The following is an 18876-nucleotide window of genomic DNA, read 5'->3' on the forward strand; positions in this document are numbered from 1 at the left end:
TTATTTAAACGCACACACTAATGCCTCTTGCCATTCGAACTGACAACGGTCCACCATTTGCCTCGAATGCGCTGGCAGGGCTTAGTAAACTTTCTGTATGGTGGATCAAACTGGGAATCAAGTTGGAGCGGATTGAACCAGGCAAACCACAACAAAATGGTAGGCATGAAAGAATGCATAAAACCTTAAAGGAAGAAACGGCTTTGCCTCCAAGGTCTAGCTTAGAGACACAACAAAAAGCATTTCGAGATTTTCAGAAAGAATTCAATTACCTAAGACCACATGAAGGAATTCAAAATTCTTTTCCTGCTAACCATTACCAAAAGTCGAAAAGGAAATTCCCAAAACGGATTGTAAAAGCTTCTTATCCAACAAACATCATGATTGGAGAAATCAATGACATAGGGAATCTTCATATTGAAGGCCATCGGATCTTTCTATCTTCCGCGTTAGCAGATGAAGAAGTTGGTTTAGAGGAAATCTCGGACAGGCATGTAAAGATTCATTTTTATGGAGTTAGCCTTGGTGTGATCGATTTGTATACGGGAAAGTTGTTGCATTTTAAAAATCCAATGCAATCCTCATTACCGTCTGAATCAGGATTTTAATGCATCTTTATGTAAAGTATGTATTGAGACAAAACTGTAAAGGATGTACGAGTACACTCACAACAGTCCCCAATTGCAATGCGACATAAGATCAATTATGGGAAGCTCACTGCATCACGTAAGAATCAACAGAGAAACACAATCCCTAAATCCAAGTAATATTTCAAAAGTATGATGCGCCTCGCGATGGGATCACATAATAAAACTTCATTGATTATGCGATCCCGCTCTTCGCTTCAATCTTTGCCTACGCAAAGGATTTCCGCTACGATCGGTGGCAGGAATTTTTTCAAAAATCGAAGGTTGTGACCTCTTCAATAGCACAAGACAGTTCAACGGAGGCATAGTTAGGAAGAGCTAAACCTAAGAGATAAATGTTTTTTTCACAAGCATCAACCGTTTCTCTTTTGTAATATTTATCTGGATTTATCTCTGCAAGGATTGGAATTAGAACTCCATTCAAAAGAGAGGAAGAAGCTTCTGCACCTGCAGAGCCTGCTCCCAACGGAGCAAATTTTGCGCCATCGATCCGACGAGAGGCTTCGAGTAATTTGGATTTAGCATCAGCACCCAAAATGTTATCGGAACTTAACCTAGCAAGCGTTGGTTGGTTGCATCCGGTCCCGACAGTCATTAGAAACACTATAAAACTCGACAGAATGTAGTTTTTCTTTATTTTCATAATTCGAAATTTTGGAGGGAACTTACAGGAAAGTCAAACCGAAACAATCCAGAAAATGCACCAAGACTGACCAAATTAAAACTCAGATGAAAGTTCTGAACCCTGTTCATTGGAATACGAAGGAAAATCTTTAATTTGTGAATTCTAAATATGAACTTTTAGGAATAAAAAATTTGAGAATGGAGATCTCGATTGTCGTATCAGCAGTTTTGTGTTAGGCGTGGTTTTGGGAAAGCCCACGAGCCCACCTCCACCACCCAATTCAGGGCGGGGGCTCTTTGGGGCTCAAGCGACATAGTTATGTTATGATTACTTTCTGGACCCGTCGCTCACTCGTTTTTGGATCACTTCGTTCAATACCTCAACCAGTTCCTGGAACTCATCTCCCTTACGAATGCGAATGGTTTCAATCGGTTCCCCTGAAGCCATTCTCTGCAAAGAACGTTTGATGCTGAAAACAGGACCTGCCATCTTATGAGATTTGAAAACTGAAAACACTGTGATCAATAGCAAATACAAGACTGAGAGAGTAACTACAGCATCAAATTGAATGGTATACATATTCAATTGGTGGTCATAGTTCGGAAGGTATATTTCACGCGGAACAAATTTGTCTTTCAATTCGCTTGGCGCTGCGTCTTCATTTTCTACCTTCCAAAATACGGTTTGTGCATCCTGGCGAAGACGAAACACTGCTCCGCCATCATACTTGGATTGGTTCAGCCAATATAAAAAACCCAAAGTCACAAGAACCCCAGATATAAACAAAAGAGAATAATGAGCTAAAAACTTTAATTGGAATTCCTTATCGATGAGATAGTGAAAACGGAAGGTTTTTTTGTGATTTTGCGACATGGCTTCCTTTAAGGTGTTCCCCTAGGGTGTTGGAGATGAGCCTCTCAGAAAAAGACAAAATTGTCAAAAACTTATAGAGATTAACGGATTTTTTCTGTTTCTAAAATCTTTTGTATCGGGATTTCGATAAGACCTTCCAATCCTTGGAAGTGAAGATGAGTTTCTGACTGCCCAAGGATCACTCCTCGGTATTCTGTTCCATCATCCAATCGTACAAGTTCTAATCTAGCATGTTCTTCGTATAGCAAAGTCTCACGAGCAAGAATGGTTTGAGTTTGGAAGGCTTTGAGTTCTTTCTCTTCTTTGGGATTTACAGGAGACGCAACTATTGGCAATGCTTCACCTAATTTTACAATGGTTTGTTGTTTCGATGTTAAGATGAGATCCCCAACTGCGACAGAACCTTCACGCACCGCCACCACTTCAGACTTGCCATCAAATTGAACACTGAAAACTGTTCCTCTAACCTGTGTAAGATGTTCACCTGCTTGGACAACAAACTGACTGTCCTTAGAGAGTTTCGAGACAGAAGCAAACAACTTCCCTTTTTTTACAGAGAACTTTTGAGATTGAGCCTCACTTGTTTTTTCGATCACGTCCATAACCACTTCAGAATTGGGAGTGATGCGCATCCAAGAACCAGTTTCAAAATCTAAATCGATTTGAGAGGAACCATCGGTAATGACAATATCGCCAGATGCCAATTGGTAGTGTTTCACGAGTGGCACTGGCTGGGAACTTCCTTGTGGTAAAACAGAAACCTTCCCTTTCACAGAAGATACTAAAACCTTTAGCGGAGAAACGATTTGTGTCGTTTTTTTAGCGGAAGGAGCGACAGCAAGTTCGGAATTTTTTGGTTGTGACGGATTGAGAATGAAAACAAAAAACAAAGCCGCAGCTAAAGACAAAGCTGACCCACCGAAAATGGCAAGGCCCAAAGGTTTACGAAAAAATGAAACAACATTGGAAACAGGAGCTTGGTTTGGATTGTATTCGAATTGGATGTTACGTTTCGATACAGTCTCCCAAGAAGGAAATTCCTTGGACTCCGTTACCTTTGCGGGTTTCCGTAGAAGTTCTTCCCATTTAGCGATTGTATGTTGCTTATCAAATTCGTTCATTGATTTTTAATCCGGTACCAGATTTTCTCTCTTGGCAATCGCAAGCACCTTCTCCGTGGCCCGTATGACCAGACGAGAAGCGGTTGAAACTGAAACCCCCAAAACCTCAGCGATTTGCACCAGCTGAAATCCTTCCACATTCTTGAGTAACAAAGCAGACCGCTCTTCTTCCGAAAGCTCTCCCAAAAAGGAATAAAGTCTATCTTCTAAATCTTGGTATTCGGCCTTAGTTTCTAGTCTTGGATTGTGGCTATGAAACTCGATTTCATCGGATGCAATTTCTCGGGTTGTAGAAAACTTTTTAGCATAATTGATAGATAAATTGCGTGCAATCGTATACAAAACCATTACGGACTTCTCTTCTGAGAGACCGGCTTCGCCGTAGTGCTTATGGAAACTTAAGAAACTGTCTTGCATCAAATCCATTGCCGTATCCGCGTTTTGAGTGTACTTGTAAAGGAAGTCATAAATACGTTTATGGCTTCTTTCATAAATTTGACTCATAGAGACAGCTTTGTCTGACACAATCTTGTATGTGTTGGTAAAACCGAGTCTCTGACAAGTAAAATCCCGTTCCTCTCTATAAAAGTAAACAAACGGGATAGGGCAGATTCTCTCCGTTGCTTTATCTGAAATGATATGAACCCCAAGAACTCTCCTTGTTTGTTTATCAAAAAGGATTTTTAAGAGCCCTACTTGGTCACCACTGATCTGAGCACGAGTGATGGTATCAAAACGAGCCATTCCCACACCATAATTGACACCGCGTGCCTTTAGTGCTTCTTCTGTTGGTCCAATAGTTGCAATTTCCGGTAGAGTATAAATTCCAATCGGAAATTCTTCTGCATCTACAGGAACGGAGGAATGGCCAAACATATGTTTTGCGACATAAGCTCCTTGGTACATGGATACTGATGCCAAACTAGGAAATCCGATGACATCTCCACAAGCATAGATATTGGGTACATTTGTTTGGTAGTTTTCGTTTACTAAAATTTGTTTTCTGTCGTTGGGAACAATTCCGACAGATTCCAAACCTAAATTGTCTACATTTCCCAAACGACCGCGAGAAATCAAAACTTGATTGACTCGTACCACTTCACCTTTGTTAGTTGACAGTTCAAATCCATCCTCGTTTGGTAGTTTGTGATACTTCGTAATGGAAGAATCTACATGAATTGATATCCCCGATTGTTGCATGATACGGGTCATTTCATTCGAGATATCTTCATCTAAAAAACCAAGGATTCTACTTTGTGAATCAAAAAGATGTACTTGAACACCAATATGAGCAAAGATCGTTGCGTATTCCGATCCAATGATTCCTGCGCCAACAACTGCCAAAGAAGTAGGCATCTTTTTCATGGCAAAAAGTCCATCACTATCGTAAATCAATCCATCTTCAAATGGGATGTTTTCGTTTGTTGGCCTACGAGGACTACTCCCAGTAGCTATTAATATGTTTTCTGTTTCATAGACTTTTTTTCTTCCTGCAGAGTCGGTGACCTCTACATGGTTAGCGTCCACAATTTGCCCCCAACCGGTAAGTGTAGTCACTCGATTTTGGATCATTTGTTCACGGGTGACATCCTCTTCTTTTTCAATTACCGTAGAAGCACGAAACATAAGTTCTTGTAAGGAACCAGATTATTTTTCTCTTAAAAGGGCGTCATTGGCAGCATTTTTATAAGCACCAATCATGGTCGGATAGTTAAAAATGTGCTCGGTGAAGTACTCAATGGGAGCTTTGAGATTCACCACACATTGTCCTAAAGCAATGAGCAATGTGAGTGTTGCCGTTTGTGGTGATTGTAATCCATGAAGTTTGGACAATTTCAAGTTCCTGTAGAAACGACTGGTTTCTTGTAAGGACTTAGAAGGGATGGTTCCATAGTGGACACAACCACCACCCAAGTAAGGGTCTTTTTCTATGATGGCTGCTTTTTTTCCCATTTTGCTTGCTTGGATAGCAGCTTTTTGTGCGGCAGGACCGCCCCCGATGGCGAGTAAATCAAATCGATTGATGGACATTTGCTAAAAAAACAATACGAACGAATTGAAAAATAGCAAGCAAAATTGAAAGAACAAACCTACATTGGATTCTTCCTACTTTTCACCTAACAAAGTAACACATGAAATACAAAATATCTTGCCTTGTGAACTGAGAGTCTCATGTTTCAACTATCCCTATGGAATTCTTTAAAATGATCCAATCTGGGCTCACCTCCGTCTGGAAAATCCTTTCCGAAGGAATTAGAGCTAAACTTGCTTGGTTTACAGGCACCCTAATCGCCTTAACAATTCTTTTACTTTCCATCATTACTGTCCGCCAACAAACAGCCATCCTTTCGGAAAGTTATGAAAAACAAGCTGCAGTCTCCAAAAATTTTATCGCAAGTTTGGTAATGGAGATTGAGAATATCTCGCAAAACTTAATCCGAATTGAAGAATTCAAATCCAGGATAGAAAGACAAAGAGAGGAACTAAAAAAATACCGAACTGCTAAAGTCGTGACCAAAAAAAAGACGGTATCTGTTTTTGGATTCAAAACCAACCTTTTTGGATCCCTAGGTACATCGAAAGTGGTAAAGAAGGTAGATACCTTCTTTTCAGTGTATCTTACCAAAGATGATGTGGATGTATTAGAACGAGAGATCCGCCATCAACTCCGCGAAGCAGCCAACCGTAATATCAGCGAAAGAGAATGGAACACTCTGGTGCACCTTGCTTCTTCTTATGTTCGCAACGAAGAAAAATATATAGAAGCCCAAAAACAAACACCTCCGGAAGATCCAGAAGCAAAATTAAATTGGGAAACCAATATTAAAAATCTTAAAAAAGAAATTCGAAATCATAAATCGCAATTGGACCTTTTCATTGCAAAGTTTTATGCAGATTCCAAAAAACGCAAACTAGAAGAACTGGGCCTTGACACCCAACTCTTCCGAATCCAAACCTTCCCTCTTTCTGCAATGATTCCAGGTGAGACTTCACTCGCTTCTTTCGATACTCAAATTATCGACAATACCTCTCCCCTGGCAAAAATCGATCAGTTTGACCAAATGGAAGAAAGTTTGGTGGAATCCTTCCAACGTTTGTCGGATGTCATCTCTGCGTTAGACGAAGATGCAAAACAATATGTTTATGAATGGGAAGACAGAGAAATCCAGGCATTACATTCTCCACTCTTCCGTCACCAAAACTCAACAAAACGTGCTTTCCATTTAGTGAGCGTACAATCGAAATTAGGTGATTATCGTGAAGTCATCAAAGAAGATTTTCGAATTACCAATGAACTTTCGGAACTCATTCCTAAACTCAGAGACCGCATTCAATTCTTAAAAAATGCGAAACCGCCAATTCCTCCAGCTAAGGACAAACTATTTACTAGTTTTTATAAATCCTACAATGAACTCATTGAATCGAGAGACCAAATTTTTGATGCGGTAACTGCAAACTATCCGATTCCAGAAGAAAATTGGGAAAAAATCGAAACTTTAAGAAGTTTACGCGATGTGACTTTAGAAGACTGGATTTTAATGAAATTCAAAACCGATCCCACCGAATACGAAAGGTATTATCAGGAACCGGAGTCCAGGGAAATCCAAAGGAACAGGTGGAAGGCCATTCGCAAATGGATAGTCAATGCGGAACAAGAAACTCCTACAAAAGAATTAAAAAGACTATTCCCTGATGGGAGTTTTGGCCACTCCCGAAGTGAATCAGAAGAAATCATGTGGAAGTTAGATGGAACCCATCTATTGGAATCGGAAAATGTTCCAAACCTTGTACTACGAGATAATTTTTCAGGACTCATTCGAACTCTTGTGGATAGGACCGATGGTATCCGAGCCATCAAAGACAATAGAAATCAAATTGTACTTTCTGCCATTACGATCTGTTTGGTGGCAATTCTATTTGCGATCTTTATCTCCGGAGTTGTAGTCCAAAAAATTAGAAAGATCATTCGCAGCGCAGAAGATGTAGGCCAAGGGAATCTCCATGTCCATTTTGATGATGGCGGGAATGATGAATTTGGAAATCTAACGGTAGCACTCAACCAGATGGTTTCCGGACTCAAAGAACGAGAAAAAATGCGTGGTGTACTCGGAAGTATGGTGGACCCAGTTGTGGTCGGCGAAGCACTAAAAGACCTCGAAAAACTAAAACAAGGAAGTGAAAAAGTCATCACAGCTTTCTTTTCTGATATTGCTGGTTTTAGTGCTATATCAGAAAAACTAAACTCTAAAGAACTCGCAAACCTTCTTAACGAATATTTATCGGCAATGACTATCATTCTTAAACACCATGATGGAGTTTTGGATAAATACATAGGGGATGCTATCGTTGGAATTTTTAATGCTCCCCTGGATGTGGAAAACCATTGTTTGAAAGCTGTTTCTGCCAGCGTTGAAATGAGGGATAAGTTAGAAATTTTAAAAGAACAATGGAAAACAAATAATAAATACATTCCAGAAGCACACGCCATGAAGTTTCGAATTGGACTAAACATGGGTTATGCGAAGGTTGGATTTATGGGAACTGATGCCCTAGCCTCCTATACGATGATGGGAGATACAGTCAATCTTGCGGCAAGGCTTGAGGCGGCAGGTAAAGATTATGGCGTTTGTATTTTGGTTTCTGAGTTTGTTCATGATGAAGTAAAAACTCACTTTTTCACTCGGAAACTGGATATTGTTCGAGTGAAAGGCAAAACAAAACCTGTCACACTGTTTGAAGTCCGTACCAAAAAAGGGGACGAAACAGAGGCAGATCATAAATTTGTGGAAGCCTACGAAAGTGCCCTATTCTCTTATTTGAACCGAAAATTCGACGAAGCCGGTAAAAAATTCTACACCTTGCTTACTACAAATGGAGATGAGGCCTGCAAATTACTTTGGGAACGATGCCAATACTATCTGGAAACCCCACCAGAACCAGATTGGGACGGGGCATTCACTCGCACGAAAAAGTAAGAAATCTGCGGAATATTTCAATAAAATGGAAATTTCCTCCAATAAAGTATAACAAATTCTTGCTTTTTTAGACAAGATTTCTAAATTGGGAACATCTGATCTTACAGGAGACAAATCATGGCACTACGTTTAGGCGATGAAGCACCCAATTTCCAAGCGGAAACCTCTGAAGGTAAAATTGACTTTCATGAATATTTAGGACAAGGTTGGGGGATTTTATTTTCTCACCCCAAAGATTATACTCCCGTTTGTACAACTGAACTTGGGTATGTAGCAAAAATCAAACCAGAGTTCGAAAAACGAAATGTGAAAGTAATCGCACTTTCCGTGGACCCAGTCGACAGCCACAAAGGTTGGATCTCTGATATCAACGAAACTCAAGGAACCAAAGTGAACTACCCTATCATTGCTGATGCCGATCGTAAAGTATCGAATCTTTACGATATGATCCACCCCAATGCTAGCGAAACCACTACTGTTCGTTCGGTATTTGTAGTAGGACCAGACAAAAAAGTGAAGTTAACTCTCACCTACCCTGCCTCTACTGGAAGAAACTTTGACGAACTTTTACGTGTGATTGACTCTTTACAACTCACTTCTCAGTTTAGTGTGGCAACTCCTGCTAACTGGAAAGACGGAGAAGATACAATCATAGTTCCATCCGTTTCTGATGAAGATGCAAAGAAAAAATTCCCAAAAGGATTTCGCACCATCAAACCTTATTTACGTTACACACCACAACCAAATAAGTAGTATAGAATAGCGGGTCAAAGACCCGCTTCATTCTTTCATTTTTTAATTTATGAATATCAAACTGAATCGAATCGAATCCCCTTATGTTTTGGAGGCTCGGAACGAATCCGGAAACTCCATTCGTATCGATGCCTCCCCTGAAATTGGGGGAAAGAATTCTGGACCAAGGCCTATGGAACTTTTGATTATGGGACTTGCTGGTTGCAGTAGCATTGATGTTCTCATGATCCTAAACAAACACAGAATCGAAGTCAAAGACTACTCTGTGGAAGTGGATGCTGACCGCGAAAAAGTCGAAGAAGCCAATCTATTTAAATCCATCCATATGAAATTCAAAGTAAAAGGTGACTTTAAAGAGGAACAAGTCAAACGTGCGATTGATCTCAGTTTAGAAAAATATTGTTCTGTTGCCAAAACACTAGAAAAAACTGCAACGATCACTTATGAATTTGAATTAGTGTCACAATGATACCGGTGGTAATTACCGGCATCATTTATCAATAAAACTCTTCCTCTATTTCAACTCGTTCAAATCCCAACTGTATTCATTATAAACAATTTTAGCATCTGGTTTGATAGGTTCTTCAAATCCTTCTTGTACGTATTGAATGAGAGTTGTTTTTTTTGTAAAATCTGTTTGAAACCAACTGAAGATTTTGCTTAAGTACAAAGTGTTCGTTGTTTTATCATATGAATTTTTTTTCGGATTTTTTAAGAAACCAAGTTTTGCTGCTTGGAGTTGTTTTTCTAAAGCAGATGCGGTGTAGGCTTCGGATACCAAATGAGGGCACCCAATGGAAGCACAAACAATCGCAAAATGGATCCTTGGTTCATTAAAGTCCTTTCTCAATTTTTCATGTTCAATCCAATCCAAGTGCCTTGATTTTCCAAGCAGAGTGAAAAATTCTTTTTTCCAAGGGATCCCGCGAGCCAAGTTGATTTTCGAAAATGGAGATCCAATTTCTGTAATACTTTCGACAGGATAGTGGTCGAGTATCAATTTAACTGTAAATGCATTGTAGGCGTTGATGAGAAAACTTTGTTTTTCTTTTTCTGTAAATCCTTGGTATTGGGACTCAGAAACTTTGGAAAGGTTATCTAGGTATTGACGAAAAGTACCTTCTTCCGATTGAATTCCTTTGTAGGAAACAAGACCATTCTTTACATACTTTTTCAAAAGTGAGTCCCAAACTAAATGTTTGTGATCGAACCCCTCAGCGGAGATGCCTTGCCATAAACCAAAACAAAGAAAGGTAATGAGAAACTGTTTCATAATGACCATCCAAAAACTTAGACTGATCCCAATTGGTTTGCCAACTAGAATTTTAAGATAAACTATTCAAATAACGACTGATCCCTTGGACAACAGGAGCAGGAATTTCATGGCCCCCGTTAAATGCGATGAACTCTCCAAGAAGACCTGAGTTACGAAGTAACTTTTCTAGTTTTTTTGCGTTCGCATAACCAAGAATAGGATCGAACTCACCATGTGATTGGAAAAACCTTAGATTCGATTTTTTTGGAGCCAATTCCTTCCATAGTGATTCATTGACGAGTGCACCTGAAAGAATCATGAGTCCTTTCGCTATTTCCTCATTTCTTAGAGTTAGATCGGTGGCAAGCATAGCTCCTTGAGAAAACCCACCTAAAATTAATTGGTTCCAAGGAACCCCAAGGGCATCTAACATTAAGTATGCTGCCTGACGCGCAACATCCATACCTTCAGGATCTTTATCAGCAAAATTTCTGAAATCATTATTGCGAATGGCTTCTTCCAATGCTGCCATATCAATCGGAAACCATGCCCGCCCTGAATAACCAGGCATCAGAGGGATACTCAGATGGCCATGCGGAAATACCCAGTTGAATTTTTGATCTGTGACTAATACTTCATGAATGGGAAATAAATCAAAAGCACTAGCACCATAACCATGGAATAATACTACCGTAGGTGCATCTGGATCACCTTGGACTCGAAGTACTTTTAAAGGTCCGAGAGATTCTAAATCGTTGTCGTTGTCTAACATAGTTTAACCGAAAAGTGAAGGTTGGTCCTGATTGATAGTATCTGAAATAAAGTTGGTAACAGAAATTCCTAAAAGTCGAATTTTTTTAAATGGATCGGTGTTTTCCTTCCAAACATTTGCCAACAAATTCGAGGATTGTTGAAAAAGGTTGTCTGCCAAGTAGAAAACAGAGTCGGATGAAATAGATTTTTGTTTCACTGTAAAATCTTCAAATTTTATTTTTAAAGTGAGTGTTTTGCCTTGTTTGTTTTTCCGGTTCATCCTCTCTTCAAGTTCTTGGGATAGAGATTCTAATGTAAGAATTAAATAGGAAAAGTCTTCCGAATCATGGGTAAACGTAGTTTCCACTCCGATAGATTTGGGATCTCGAAAAGGAATCACTTCCCGGTCATCAAGCCCCCTTGCCATTCGATAAAATACTGCTCCCATCTTTCCAAATTCCTGAATTAAAAAAGATTCCTCTGCTTTACGTAATTCTGATCCTTTCGTAAATCCGAGTAACGAAAGCCTCTCATAGGTTTTTTTTCCAATCCCATGAAAGTTATATAAGGGAAGGTCATCCAAAAATTTTTCTTCATCGCCAGGAAGAACCACATACAATCCGTTAGGTTTATTTTTTTCAGATGCCATCTTTGCTAAAAATTTATTTTGAGCCACACCTGCAGAACAAGTGAGGCCAGTGCGTTCAAAGATTTTTTTTCTGATTTCTCTAGCAATGGTACTTGCCAATGGGATTTCTAATTTGTTCGAAGTGACATCCAAATAAGCTTCATCTAAAGACAAAGGTTCTACCAGGTCCGTGTATTCTAAAAAAATGGATCTAATTTCTTTAGAAACTGTTTTATACACTTCAAACCTGGGTGGAGTAAAAATAGCTTCGGGGCAAAGTTTAAATGCCTGAAAACAGGGAATGGCAGATCGAACGCCAAATTTTCTTGCTTCATAACTGGCAGCGCAGACCACACCTCGAGAATGAGGAGATCCACCCACAACAACAGGTTTTCCACGCATCTCGGGGAAGTCTCTTTGTTCCACTGAAGCATAAAACGCGTCCATGTCGATGTGGATGATCTTTTTCATTTCTCTATCTTATAGAATCAAACTAGAATAAAAATCTCTTGCCAAATGTTTTTTGCAAAGAATCCTTCATGAATTGTGTACACAAAACCAGCGGCAAAAATTTTGGTTGTCGATGATAACGAAACCAATATAGAAATTATCACTCATATTTTGCTGAACCAAGGATATGAAGTGGCTGTTGCCTACGATGGTGAATATGCATTAGAACTGGCAGAAGCACTCGATTTTGATTTAATTTTACTCGATATTTTGTTGCCAGGAATTAGTGGGCTTGATGTCGCCAAACGTCTGCTTACTATGGATCGTTCAAAAAACACCCCAATTCTTTTTTTATCAGCACTGAATGAAACCAGTGACATTGTCAAAGGATTGGAAACCGGAGCTGTTGATTACATTACCAAACCATTTCAAGAGTCAGAAATTTTAGCAAGAATCAGAACTCATATCAAAATCAAAACTTTAGAAAAAGAAAGGATCGATCTTTTACAAGCCATCCAAAAAGATTTGGAACTTGCAAAATCAAACCAAGAAAATTTAGTCAGTTTCCAATTCCCACCTTCTCCGCTATACCAAATTTATACTTCATACAAACCAATGGACTTGGTTGGTGGAGATCTAATCACCTATGATCTGCTACCTTCTGGAGACTTAGATATACTATTTGGCGATGTAACAGGACATGGGATTGCAGCTGCAATGGTTTCTCTGATGGCAATCATCACATTTAAAACCATGGACAAATCTTTTTTATCGCCAAGCGAAAGTTTGTATTGGATTCATAGTACCCTTACGCCACTAATCAGCACACATTTTATAAGTGCCATTTATATCCGGTATAAAGCAGAGGAGAACTTACTGTCCTACTCAATGGCAGGACACCATAATATGTTTCTCATTCGAGACAAAAAGATCATCAAATTAGGTACTAAAGGTTTTTGCCTTATGATGTTTCCTGACCAACTCAATGCAGAAAATGAAGACTTATTTTTAAATTCAGGTGATAGGTTATTTCTTTTTTCGGATGGAATGTTTGAAGTCCCCAACGATAAGGAAGAATATTTAGGTGATCAAAAATTTTCGGAACTCATTGAAAGTCGAATCCATCTTTCTGGAAGAGAGTTCCTCGAATCCGTCCAGGAGGAAGTCTTGGATTATTCCGGTGGGAAAGTAGCTGACGATATGACTATGTTACTTTTGGAAATCAAATGATTGATGAATTTCTTGCGATCCTGATTGCATCTGGATTGTTGTTTGCGGCCTATTACTACCACAATGCTTATAGGAGAGAAAAAAAATTAAGACTTATTCTTTTTCGAAAAAATTTAAGTAATTCTGAAGAAATCGAACGCACAATCCGCGACAAAGAAAAACAATACCAAGACATTTATGATACGGCAAACTCTATCATCATTCGTTGGAGTCCTGATTTTAAAATCCATTCTATCAATCCGTATGCAGAAGAATTTTTTCAAATTGGAAGAGAAGCAGCGGAAGGAAAAGATGTAGTATTAGATTTGTTTCAAATACCTTTTGAAAAATCCAATGAAGTAAAATCTCAATTATGGAATATATTTCATAGGCCAGAACAAAACATCCGTCAAGAATATGATGTATTCATCGGAGAAAATGACAAACGAACGGTCACCTGGTCCAATCGTATTTTAAAAAATGAATTTGGATATCCATACGAAGTACTTTCGATTGGGAACGACATTACCAACAGGAAGATTGCCGAAGAAAATTTAATGAAGTCCTATGAAAGGATATTGGATCTCTACAACAATGCTCCCTGTGGGTATCATTCCCTTGACAAGGACCATACAATTGTTTCTATCAACGACACTGAGTTAGATTGGTTAGGTTATGCTAGAGAAGAAATTGTTGGAAACTTTAAATTTAGTGACTTACTCACAGAAAGTAGCCAGGACAAATATAAATTAATTACTGAATCTTTTCCAAACGAAAATTTAACAGGAGTTGAGTTAGAATTTTTAAGAAAGGATAAATCTACTTTTTTCGTAAGCCTAAATTCAACGGCAACCTACGATAAAACAGGAAATTTTGTTATCAGTAAGTCCACAGTTTTCGATATTACTGACAGGAAAATAGCAGAAGATAAGTTAAACGATTATTCACAAAAGATCGAATTACAAAACAAACGATTACAAAAAGCTGTGGAAGCGGCCATCAAAGCAAATCGTTCAAAATCTGTTTTCTTTTCTAAAATTACACATGAACTAAGGACTCCCCTTCATGCTGTGATTGGATTTTCTCAGATTTTAGAAAAGGATCCTAACCTTCCGAACCATTTAAAAGGATATGTTAATTCTCTGTATGAAAACGGAGTCCATTTACTCGGAATGATTAATGACATTTTGGATCTTTCGAAAATTGAAGCAGGGAAGATGACCGAATCCCGCGAACGTTTTTCATTAGTCCAACTTTGGGATACTTTATTCTCTATGTTTTCCTATCGGTTTTCTGAAAAATCGATCAGTTTTGAACTTTTAAATCCATCCGCGATTGATTCTTGTTATTACGAAGCAGATTTACAAAAAATACGCCAAATTCTAGTTAATTTACTTGGGAATGCTTTGAAGTTTACAAACCAAGGTGCTGTAAGTTTAGAAATCAAAATCCAACGTTCTCCAGAACATTCTTTCGATATGGTTCAATTTGTAGTAAAAGATACAGGAATAGGAATTCCAAATGACCAATTACATTCTATCTTCGAGGCATTCCAACAAACAGAACAAGGAAGTTCCTACAAAGAAGGAACTGGACTTGGCCTTTCCATCTGTCACCAGTTAGTTGAGTTTTTAGGTGGTTCTATCCATGTCAAAAGTATCATTGGAGAAGGTTCCGAATTCTGGTTTGAAATTCCTTTAACTCGATTAGAAATCATTCCAGGTGAGTTGGTTCAAAAATCAAAAATTAGTCTTACTCATACCAAAGAACTTGGAGAAACAATGAAACTGGAAGAATCAGAAGAGGAGTTTGTACAAACTTTTTTAAACACATCGGCTCCTGCCCTGAAACGAGAAATTTTACAATTGATTCGCATTCAAAACTTTGGGCAACTTGTCGGTGTCCTTGATGCCATCCAAACTGATGATAAAGGTAAAAAAATATTAGAACAAAAAGTGAAAAATAAAAAGTTTAAATTTCTGATCGATTTGGTTCAATCCTCTAATCCTTTAGAGTGATGATATCAACTTTTTGGTATCCTTTCGATTTTAATAAATCTGTTACAAAAATAAAAGATTCAAATAATGCTTTCTTATCTACTTCTAAAACAATTGATGATTTCCCATCTTCATTTTTGGGAATGAGGATTGTAAGTGAATTTTTTGGTGTTTCTATCCCATCCAAAAAAATCGCACCTAAGTGGTTGATTTGAATTTTGTATTTTGGAGATTCCTCACCAATAGATTCTGTTTTAGTTTTTGGAAGATCTAATTGTAAAGTGGATGTTGATTCAGTAAATCGAACGGCTAACATTAAAAATATTAATAAAATAAACAATACATCGATAAGACTGCTGATATCAATCGATGAGTCCAATTTTGATTTACGGAGTTTCATTGGCCTTTAGAAAAATCCTTTACCATAAGTTCCGAAATATACTTAATTTTGTTTTCTGAAAATCGATGAAAATACAAAGATGGAATTGCTACTAATAATCCTGCAATTGTTGTATTCAATGCATCTTTGATTCCACCAGCTAATACCTCTAAGCTGACTTTCCCTTGGGCTTCCATGGCACCAAAAGCAGAGTTAATTCCAATAACTGTCCCGAGTAAACCAAGAAGCATGGAGAGCGAGGCTATGGTTGGCAACCAATGGATTGTTCTTTCCAAAGGAGAAAAGAACAATTCTAACTCTGCTTCTGTTGGTTCCTTTGGAAAAACCTCTGAACGAAAATCCCTGTCCTCTAATTTCTTTAACCCGAGCACGATTCGAAAGAAAAAATAAAAGGAAGTCAGGGAAAAACAAAAAAGAAGAATAAAAATCAAAATTGCGGGAATTGAAAATGTCCAATTCATGGATGTATCGACCTCTATGAACCAATACCAACTGCCATCCCAAGAAAAGAAACCGGAATATGTAAGAACTAATTTTGACGGAATCGCCAAGGCCTATGACAGGTTTAACGATTGGAATAGCTTTTTTCTCCATCGTGTCTGGAAGGATTGGGTGGTCAGAGAAGCAAAAAAATGCGTCCCGAAAGCGAAATCTGCCTTAGACCTTTGTTGTGGGACCGGGGACATTGCCCTTCGTCTCTGGAAGGAACCACAGCTGGATCAAATTGTAGGCCTTGATTTTTCTGAAAAGATGTTGTCTTTTGCCTTCCACAAAATCCCCAAAGACCCAAGAGTCCAACTTCTCCTTGGGGATGCGATGGATCTCAGTCAATTTAAAGATGGGAGTTTCGACATCGTGACAATGGGTTTTGGATTAAGAAATGTCTCTGATTTAAAGAAGTGCCTATTGGAAATCAAACGAGTGTTAAAGAAAGATGGAGTCTTTGTGAATTTGGATGTGGGACGAGTAAGACCAGCCTTTCTTAAATTCTTTGCCGATTTTTATTTTTTCAAAATTGTACCTCTTTTTGGGTATTTGCTTTATGGAAAGGAAAACGAGATGTTTGATTATCTCCCCCATTCTTCCAAAGCCTATCCTGACCAAGAGACACTCGCCAATATCCTCAAAGAATTGGGATTCCAAAATGTTCGATTTCAAAACTTTGTATTTGGAAATGCAGTAGCACACGTTGCAACAAACTAAAGTTAAATGGGAATCAAATCCGATTTATGTCTGATTTGATTCTTTTTTTGTTCTTTTTTTATCCTCTCATCGTACATCCCCCCAAAAATCCAATGGATTTCCCTAAATTCTCTTAATTCAACGTTGATTTTTTAAGTATTTTGTCGTTTAATTCCCTATACAGGTAGGAAATCTCAATATGAAACGATGGTTCATTCTTTTCACAATTCCCCTTTTACTTTTGGATTGCTCCAATAAAAAGAAGGGTTTATTACTTCTTCCATTTTTAGGTCTTGGCGATGGAACCCAAACTGCAACAGAAACTGCCAAAGGTGATGGAACTTTCACAGTTGTGGGACTTGAAACTACGGATCCAAGCCAAATCACAGCTCCCGTAGAAACGACTCCCACTGATGGTTCCACAAGTGGAGACCAAACTTCGACGACCACGCCAGAAACTGAGGTGACAACACCTACGGCTCCTGCTCCCGCACCGGTTGCTTCTGCACCAACACCAGCACCCACAACGGTGGTCAATGAAACAACAACTGTTGTGGTAGACCAAACCAATGATGGTACCTTTAATTTTGAAACCAATGTCACTGTTCCTGTAACTGTCGTTGTAGAAAACGAAGCAGGCCCAGTTGCCAATGCCCCTGTTACCATTACGGAAACAACGACTACGGGAGATCCCAATGTGGTTGGAGTGGGAACTACAGATTCCAACGGTTCTGTAACCATTCCGATTAGCGTTCCGCCTACTGTAACAACTGTAGAAGTGAGTATCATTGGTGTGAATCCAACCACGGGTGAAGTGGTAGAAATTACTGGATCCGCTCCTGTACAACAACCGTCTACCGGTTCTGGTTCCGAAGGAACTGTCGTGGTTGCTCCCGTTGTCAATGTCGATACAACAAACTTCCAACCTGTTAATGGTTGCGTTCAAGCTGTTGATTCCGATTGCGATGGTATTGCCAATATTTACGATGAGTTTCCAGAAGATCCAAGTCTTGCAACTACAGCTCGTTCTGGAAGATATACAATTGCTTTTGAGGATATGTATCCTTCCGCAGGAGATGCTGACTTAAACGACCACTCGACTATATTTAGCACAGAGATGGACAAAACTCCAACTAACAAAGTGAAGTCGATCCGTGGAACCTACACCCATGTAGCAAAAGGTGCAGGATACAATCATGAACTCAGACTTTCTTTAAATGTTCCCACAAATGCAACAGTGCAAGTCAGTTATGTAGACGGAAGTGGAAATCCATGGAATGGTTGTGCTTCTGCTCCTAAATACACTGCCAATGTTGGAGGAGATTGTACTGGTGGAACTTTGAATACAGCACAACTCAAAAGAGGGGTTCTCATCCTTCCAAGTTCTGACAAAACACTATTCGGTAGTAAAAATGCTCCGAATGCAGGATCTACTTTTACAATCAATGACTTTGTTCGTGGAGTGACTGCACAAGTAACAATCACTTTTGAAGAACCAGTAGATTTGAATGAGACAAAAAACCTTGTTGGTGGACATTTAAACTACTTCCTTGCAATCAACCAAAAGACAGATGGAGTGTTCAGACAAATCTATCGTCCAGGTTACTTCAAAGACAGTAAGGGAAAAGATTCCTTTATCGATAAAAATGGTTTTCCTTGGGCGATCATCGTTCCAGGAATCTTTAACCACCCAACAGAAGGTGACGACATTCGTAAACCGTCTACTTCGGGTTACATCTTCTTTAACTCTTGGATGCACTCTAATGGTGTGGCTCATAAAGATTGGTATCTTCATATCGATCAAATTCCAGCACCAAACCGTCCTTCGTATGTAGTTCGAGTGAGTGATTTTTATGCTGACAATGGTTTTTCTGCCTATCTAATCAAAGCAGTTCGCAAAAATGCTTTGGAAGTTTCGGCTAGTTTGATTGTCGTAGGAGCTGCCCTTGGGTTCCTGATGAAAAAACGATTGGGAAAACAACAAGCAGCTTAAATAACTCTTCCTAC

The 18876-nt window shown here is 38.9% G+C and carries 17 protein-coding genes and 2 pseudogenes; 8 read left to right on the top strand and 11 right to left on the bottom strand.

All coding sequences use genetic code 11. From position 1 onward, the window contains the following. Positions 1–20 precede the first annotated feature (20 nt). Positions 21–608 (top strand): annotated as a pseudogene (locus LEP1GSC203_RS18240) (integrase core domain-containing protein); the annotation flags it as partial. A 289-nt stretch (positions 609–897) separates the two neighbouring features. On the opposite strand, the gene LEP1GSC203_RS18245 reads toward LEP1GSC203_RS18240, so the two are convergent. The 6 genes and pseudogenes from LEP1GSC203_RS18245 to LEP1GSC203_RS20055 form a co-directional block, all read right to left on the bottom strand. Beyond that, complete coding sequence (locus LEP1GSC203_RS18245) at positions 898–1290, bottom strand: TIGR04452 family lipoprotein (protein ID WP_039938457.1); 393 nt, start codon at positions 1288–1290, stop codon at positions 898–900. 309 nt (positions 1291–1599) lie between these two features. Beyond that, the gene (locus LEP1GSC203_RS18250) at positions 1600–2145 is read right to left on the bottom strand and encodes a hypothetical protein (protein ID WP_002975676.1); all 546 of its coding nucleotides are present in this window, start codon (positions 2143–2145) and stop codon (positions 1600–1602) included. A gap of 80 nt (positions 2146–2225) precedes the next feature. Beyond that, positions 2226–3266 carry a FecR family protein gene (locus LEP1GSC203_RS18255; RefSeq protein WP_002975692.1) on the bottom strand — a complete coding sequence of 347 codons (1041 nt, stop codon included), beginning with the start codon at positions 3264–3266 and terminating at the stop codon, positions 2226–2228. 6 nt (positions 3267–3272) lie between these two features. Further along, complete coding sequence (locus LEP1GSC203_RS18260) at positions 3273–3770, bottom strand: RNA polymerase sigma factor (RefSeq protein WP_084765034.1); 498 nt, start codon at positions 3768–3770, stop codon at positions 3273–3275. Between the two features lie 114 nt (positions 3771–3884). Then, positions 3885–4892, bottom strand: a pseudogene (locus tag LEP1GSC203_RS18265) (FAD-dependent oxidoreductase); the annotation flags it as partial. A 21-nt stretch (positions 4893–4913) separates the two neighbouring features. Further along, positions 4914–5297 (bottom strand): FAD-dependent oxidoreductase, encoded by a 384-nt coding sequence (locus LEP1GSC203_RS20055; protein ID WP_002975649.1) that lies wholly within the window; start codon positions 5295–5297, stop codon positions 4914–4916. A gap of 173 nt (positions 5298–5470) precedes the next feature. Between LEP1GSC203_RS20055 and LEP1GSC203_RS18275 the strand changes: the two genes are divergently transcribed. The 3 genes from LEP1GSC203_RS18275 to LEP1GSC203_RS18285 all read left to right on the top strand — a co-directional run bounded on the left by LEP1GSC203_RS18275 (position 5471) and on the right by LEP1GSC203_RS18285 (position 9464). Beyond that, positions 5471–8242 carry an adenylate/guanylate cyclase domain-containing protein gene (locus LEP1GSC203_RS18275; protein WP_002975760.1) on the top strand — a complete coding sequence of 924 codons (2772 nt, stop codon included), beginning with the start codon at positions 5471–5473 and terminating at the stop codon, positions 8240–8242. Positions 8243–8359: 117 nt separating this feature from the next. Next, on the top strand, positions 8360–8995 hold the full coding sequence (locus tag LEP1GSC203_RS18280; RefSeq protein WP_002975579.1) for a peroxiredoxin: 636 nt from the start codon (positions 8360–8362) through the stop codon (positions 8993–8995). Between the two features lie 49 nt (positions 8996–9044). Then, positions 9045–9464: an OsmC family protein gene (locus tag LEP1GSC203_RS18285; RefSeq protein ID WP_002975742.1), complete on the top strand. Its 420-nt coding sequence runs from the start codon at positions 9045–9047 to the stop codon at positions 9462–9464. Positions 9465–9509: 45 nt separating this feature from the next. Here the strand turns inward: LEP1GSC203_RS18285 and LEP1GSC203_RS18290 are convergent, their stop codons facing one another. Genes LEP1GSC203_RS18290 through dinB form a run of 3 tightly spaced genes read right to left on the bottom strand, consistent with a single transcriptional unit; the run spans position 9510 to position 12102 of the window. Beyond that, positions 9510–10268, bottom strand: coding sequence for a DUF547 domain-containing protein (locus LEP1GSC203_RS18290; RefSeq protein WP_002975780.1), 759 nt, complete (start codon positions 10266–10268; stop codon positions 9510–9512). A 52-nt stretch (positions 10269–10320) separates the two neighbouring features. Further along, complete coding sequence (locus LEP1GSC203_RS18295; RefSeq protein ID WP_002975711.1) at positions 10321–11022, bottom strand: alpha/beta hydrolase; 702 nt, start codon at positions 11020–11022, stop codon at positions 10321–10323. Positions 11023–11025: 3 nt separating this feature from the next. Further along, entirely contained in the window at positions 11026–12102 is a 1077-nt protein-coding gene (gene dinB, locus LEP1GSC203_RS18300; protein ID WP_002975805.1) for a DNA polymerase IV, read from the bottom strand. 75 nt (positions 12103–12177) lie between these two features. Between dinB and LEP1GSC203_RS18305 the strand changes: the two genes are divergently transcribed. Continuing rightward, positions 12178–13311 (top strand): PP2C family protein-serine/threonine phosphatase, encoded by a 1134-nt coding sequence (locus LEP1GSC203_RS18305; protein ID WP_002975597.1) that lies wholly within the window; start codon positions 12178–12180, stop codon positions 13309–13311. Then, positions 13308–15308, top strand: a complete 2001-nt coding sequence (locus tag LEP1GSC203_RS18310) for a PAS domain-containing sensor histidine kinase (RefSeq protein WP_002975789.1) — start codon at positions 13308–13310, stop codon at positions 15306–15308. The genes LEP1GSC203_RS18305 and LEP1GSC203_RS18310 overlap by 4 nt, the downstream gene beginning before the upstream one ends. On the opposite strand, the gene LEP1GSC203_RS18315 is transcribed toward LEP1GSC203_RS18310, so the two are convergent. Continuing rightward, positions 15292–15687: an ExbD/TolR family protein gene (locus tag LEP1GSC203_RS18315; RefSeq protein WP_002975669.1), complete on the bottom strand. Its 396-nt coding sequence runs from the start codon at positions 15685–15687 to the stop codon at positions 15292–15294. The two genes, LEP1GSC203_RS18310 and LEP1GSC203_RS18315, sit on opposite strands and share 17 nt — an antisense overlap. Continuing rightward, positions 15684–16148, bottom strand: a complete 465-nt coding sequence (locus tag LEP1GSC203_RS18320; protein WP_002975639.1) for a MotA/TolQ/ExbB proton channel family protein — start codon at positions 16146–16148, stop codon at positions 15684–15686. The genes LEP1GSC203_RS18315 and LEP1GSC203_RS18320 overlap by 4 nt, the downstream gene beginning before the upstream one ends. A 16-nt stretch (positions 16149–16164) precedes the next feature. Between LEP1GSC203_RS18320 and LEP1GSC203_RS18325 the strand changes: the two genes are divergently transcribed. Both LEP1GSC203_RS18325 and LEP1GSC203_RS18330 read left to right on the top strand, forming a co-directional pair. Continuing rightward, a complete protein-coding gene (locus LEP1GSC203_RS18325) occupies positions 16165–16890 on the top strand; it encodes a ubiquinone/menaquinone biosynthesis methyltransferase (RefSeq protein ID WP_002975766.1) in 726 nt (241 codons plus the stop codon). A 178-nt stretch (positions 16891–17068) separates the two neighbouring features. Next, a complete protein-coding gene (locus tag LEP1GSC203_RS18330; protein WP_002975662.1) occupies positions 17069–18862 on the top strand; it encodes an LruC domain-containing protein in 1794 nt (597 codons plus the stop codon). Positions 18863–18876: the final 14 nt, after the last annotated feature.

Origin of the sequence: Leptospira terpstrae serovar Hualin str. LT 11-33 = ATCC 700639, from assembly GCF_000332495.1 — a bacterium.
Lineage (GTDB): Bacteria > Spirochaetota > Leptospiria > Leptospirales > Leptospiraceae > Leptospira_A > Leptospira_A terpstrae.

What these genes read in the sequence shown, in the direction of transcription:
- LEP1GSC203_RS18315 (WP_002975669.1), bottom strand. Translation starts at nt 15,687, where the DNA reads ATGAAACTCCGTAAATCAAAATTGGACTCATCGATTGATATCAGCAGT.
- LEP1GSC203_RS18330 (WP_002975662.1), top strand. Translation starts at nt 17,069, where the DNA reads ATGAAACGATGGTTCATTCTTTTCACAATTCCCCTTTTACTTTTGGAT.
- LEP1GSC203_RS18255 (WP_002975692.1), bottom strand. Translation starts at nt 3,266, where the DNA reads ATGAACGAATTTGATAAGCAACATACAATCGCTAAATGGGAAGAACTT.
- LEP1GSC203_RS18285 (WP_002975742.1), top strand. Translation starts at nt 9,045, where the DNA reads ATGAATATCAAACTGAATCGAATCGAATCCCCTTATGTTTTGGAGGCT.
- LEP1GSC203_RS18310 (WP_002975789.1), top strand. Translation starts at nt 13,308, where the DNA reads ATGATTGATGAATTTCTTGCGATCCTGATTGCATCTGGATTGTTGTTT.
- LEP1GSC203_RS18280 (WP_002975579.1), top strand. Translation starts at nt 8,360, where the DNA reads ATGGCACTACGTTTAGGCGATGAAGCACCCAATTTCCAAGCGGAAACC.
- LEP1GSC203_RS18290 (WP_002975780.1), bottom strand. Translation starts at nt 10,268, where the DNA reads ATGAAACAGTTTCTCATTACCTTTCTTTGTTTTGGTTTATGGCAAGGC.
- LEP1GSC203_RS18275 (WP_002975760.1), top strand. Translation starts at nt 5,471, where the DNA reads ATGATCCAATCTGGGCTCACCTCCGTCTGGAAAATCCTTTCCGAAGGA.
- LEP1GSC203_RS18320 (WP_002975639.1), bottom strand. Translation starts at nt 16,148, where the DNA reads ATGAATTGGACATTTTCAATTCCCGCAATTTTGATTTTTATTCTTCTT.
- LEP1GSC203_RS18250 (WP_002975676.1), bottom strand. Translation starts at nt 2,145, where the DNA reads ATGTCGCAAAATCACAAAAAAACCTTCCGTTTTCACTATCTCATCGAT.
- dinB (WP_002975805.1), bottom strand. Translation starts at nt 12,102, where the DNA reads ATGAAAAAGATCATCCACATCGACATGGACGCGTTTTATGCTTCAGTG.
- LEP1GSC203_RS18245 (WP_039938457.1), bottom strand. Translation starts at nt 1,290, where the DNA reads ATGAAAATAAAGAAAAACTACATTCTGTCGAGTTTTATAGTGTTTCTA.
- LEP1GSC203_RS20055 (WP_002975649.1), bottom strand. Translation starts at nt 5,297, where the DNA reads ATGTCCATCAATCGATTTGATTTACTCGCCATCGGGGGCGGTCCTGCC.
- LEP1GSC203_RS18325 (WP_002975766.1), top strand. Translation starts at nt 16,165, where the DNA reads ATGAACCAATACCAACTGCCATCCCAAGAAAAGAAACCGGAATATGTA.
- LEP1GSC203_RS18260 (WP_084765034.1), bottom strand. Translation starts at nt 3,770, where the DNA reads ATGAGTCAAATTTATGAAAGAAGCCATAAACGTATTTATGACTTCCTT.
- LEP1GSC203_RS18295 (WP_002975711.1), bottom strand. Translation starts at nt 11,022, where the DNA reads ATGTTAGACAACGACAACGATTTAGAATCTCTCGGACCTTTAAAAGTA.